The organism is Streptomyces sp. BK79 (assembly GCF_044142145.1).
Lineage (GTDB): Bacteria > Actinomycetota > Actinomycetes > Streptomycetales > Streptomycetaceae > Streptomyces.
Genome location: NZ_JBHVOC010000063.1, coordinates 1 through 2,938, shown reverse-complemented (window position 1 = coordinate 2,938; position 2,938 = coordinate 1). Strand labels below are relative to the sequence as shown.

Genomic DNA, 2,938 nt, shown 5'->3' with positions numbered 1-2,938 from the left:
CTCAACGTACCTCCTCTGTTCACCGCTTCCTCGGCGGCTCAGGACGGCGGCTGGCGGTACCGCATCGACTGGCGGCGGCTCGGCACGAGGGACTCCGGGGGCCGGCTCTGCGGCCGCTGGCTGCTGCTGGTGCCCGAGTCGGACGGGTCGGTGCCCTGGGTGGAGGGGGCCGAGAAGATGCTGGCCGAGCGGGGGTGTGAAGTCGTCAGCGTGCCGATCGCGGCGACGGCCGACCGGGACGCGATGGCCGGGGCCGTGCGTGAGAGTGTCGGGGACGGTCGGGTCGACGGTGTGCTCAGCCTGCTGGCGCTCGACGGCCGCCCGCATCCCGATGCGGCTGCGGTGCCGACAGGGCTGGTCGCCACGGCGCAGGCCGTGCAGGTCAGTGACGAGCTAGGCATCGGCCCGCTGTGGGTCGCCACCCGACAGGCGGTCTCCGTCGACGGGGCCGACGGGGCCGGTAGGACCGGGAAGGCCGACGGCCCCGCCGATGCCGTGCAGGCCGCCGTGTGGGGGCTCGGCCGGGTCGCCGCGCTGGAGAAGCCCCAATTGTGGGGCGGCCTCGTCGACCTGCCCGCAAGTGCCGACGAACGGATGCGGGACCTAGCCGCCCAGGCCCTCACCGCTCCGGATGCCGAGGACCAACTGGCCGTGCGGGCCGACGGCGTCGCCGTTCGTCGGCTGGTACGCTCCGCCGCACCGGCCCCGGCCCACGACTGGCAGCCGAGCGGCACCGTGCTGGTCACCGGCGGCACCGGGGGCGTCGGAGCCAACGTGGCGCGCTGGTTGGTCACCCAGGACATCCAGCACCTGTTGCTGGTCAGCCGGCGCGGCCCGGACGCCCCCGGAGCCGCTGAGCTGTTGGCCGAACTCAGCGCCTCCGGAACTTCCGTGACCATCGAGCCCTGCGACGTCACCGACGCGGACGCGGTGCGGCGGCTGATCGGCGCCGTACCGGCCGAACGGCCGCTGAGCACGGTCGTCCACGCCGCGGGCGTACTGGACGACTGCCTGATCGACGCCCTGACCCCGCAGCGCCTCGCCGCCGCACTGGAGGTCAAGGCCAAGGGCGCACTGAATCTCCACGAGGCGGCCGGGGGTGTCCACTTGGTGCTCTTCTCCTCGCTGGCCGGAACCACCGGAACCAAGGGACAGGGCAACTACGCCGCCGCCAACGCCTATCTCGACGCCCTGGCCGAACGGCGGCGTGCCGACGGCCTGCCCGCCACTTCGGTCGCCTGGGGCGCCTGGCAGGGCGCGGGCATGGTGGCCGACGCCGCCGTAGCCCACCGCACGCGCCGCTACGGCCTCCCGCTCATGAGCCCCGACCGCGCCGTCGCCGCCCTGCGGCAGGTCATGGCCGAGCCGGTGGCCACGCAGGTGGTGGCGGACGTCGACTGGCAGCGATTCGTCGCCGACTTCACCGCGGTGCGCCCCAGCCGGCTCCTCGCCGACCTGCCTGAAGTGCGCTCCCTGGGCGAGCAGCGAAAGGACGGCCCAGGTGGTCAGGGCGAGGAGGGCGGCTTGGTGAGCGAGCTGGCAGCCCTGCCCGAAGCCGACCGCCGACGGGCCGTGCTGGACCTCGTGGAGGAACTGGTCCTCGGGGTGCTGGGCCACGAGACGCGCGCGACGATCGGCCCGGACAGCTCCTTCCACGCCATCGGCTTCGACTCGCTGACCGCCGTCGAGCTGCGCAACCTGCTGACCGTACGCATCGGGCTGAAGCTACCCGCGACCCTCGTCTACGACCACCCGACCCTGGCTTCGCTCGCCGACCACCTGCATGAGCAACTGGTCGTCGACGACGCCCACATGACGGACACCGCGCACGGCCTGCTCGCCGAACTCGACGCACTCGCGGCCAAACTCGCCGCCGCCGGGCTGGACCCGGAGGCGCGCACCCGCATCGGACGCAGGCTCAAGGACATGCAGGCCGCCTGCGAACCCAGGTCGGAGTCCTTGCGCGACCTGAAGTCCGCCTCACGCACCGAAGTGCTCGATTTCCTCACCAACGAACTCGGCATCTCCCGCTGACCAGTTGACTGACCGCGACGACCGGCGCACCTGGCTGCGCCGTTCGGCCACGCCGACCTTCGACCTTGCCTGACGCACCGGGAGCGGATTACCACATGCCCAACGACGAAGAGCTCCTCGACTACCTGAAGCAGACCGCCGCGAACCTCCAGGAGGCGCGGCAGCGGGTGCACGAACTGGAGGAGAACGAGCGCGAGCCGATCGCGATCGTGGGGATGAGCTGCCGCCTGCCCGGCGGGGTGAACAGCCCGGAGGAGTTCTGGTCGCTGCTGGAGAACGGCGCGGACGCCGTTTCGGAGTTCCCGCAGGACCGGGGCTGGGATGTGGAGCGGCTGTACGACCCCGACCCGGACGCCCCCGGCAAGTCGTATGTGCGGGAAGGCGGATTCCTCGACGGCGCGGGGCAGTTCGACCCGAAATTCTTCGGTATCTCCCCGCGTGAGGCCGTGGTCATGGACCCGCAGCAGCGGCTGCTGCTGGAGTGCTCGTGGGAGGCGATCGAGCGGTCGCGGATCGACCCGAAGGCCCTGCACGGCAGCCGCGCGGGCGTGTTCGTGGGCTCGAACGGCCAGGACTACGGGACGCTTCTCCTGCGTGCCGACGACCGCTCCCACGCCTACCTCGCCACGGGCGCCTCCGCGAGCGTGCTATCCGGCCGCATCTCCTACACGCTCGGACTGGAGGGCCCTGCGGTCACGATCAGTACGGCGTGCTCGTCCTCGCTGGTCGCCATCCACCTGGCGGCCCGTGCCCTGCGGGCGGGGGAGTGCGACCTCGCTCTGGCCGGCGGCGTGACGGTCATGCCGACGACCCGCCTGTTCGAGGTCTTCTCCCGGCAGCGTGGCCTGGCCGGTGACGGCCGCTGCAAGGCCTTCGCGGCGGGTGCCGACGGCACCGGCTGGGG

The 2,938-nt window shown here is 72.3% G+C and carries 2 protein-coding genes; both read left to right on the top strand.

Annotated features, from left to right (window positions below):
• A partial coding sequence (locus tag ACFIF2_RS35735; RefSeq protein ID WP_395577461.1) for a beta-ketoacyl reductase occupies window positions 1-2,034 on the top strand: 2,034 nt, incomplete at its 5' end.
• 95 nt (window positions 2,035-2,129) lie between these two features.
• A partial coding sequence (locus ACFIF2_RS35730) for a beta-ketoacyl synthase N-terminal-like domain-containing protein (protein ID WP_395577460.1) occupies window positions 2,130-2,938 on the top strand: 809 nt, incomplete at its 3' end.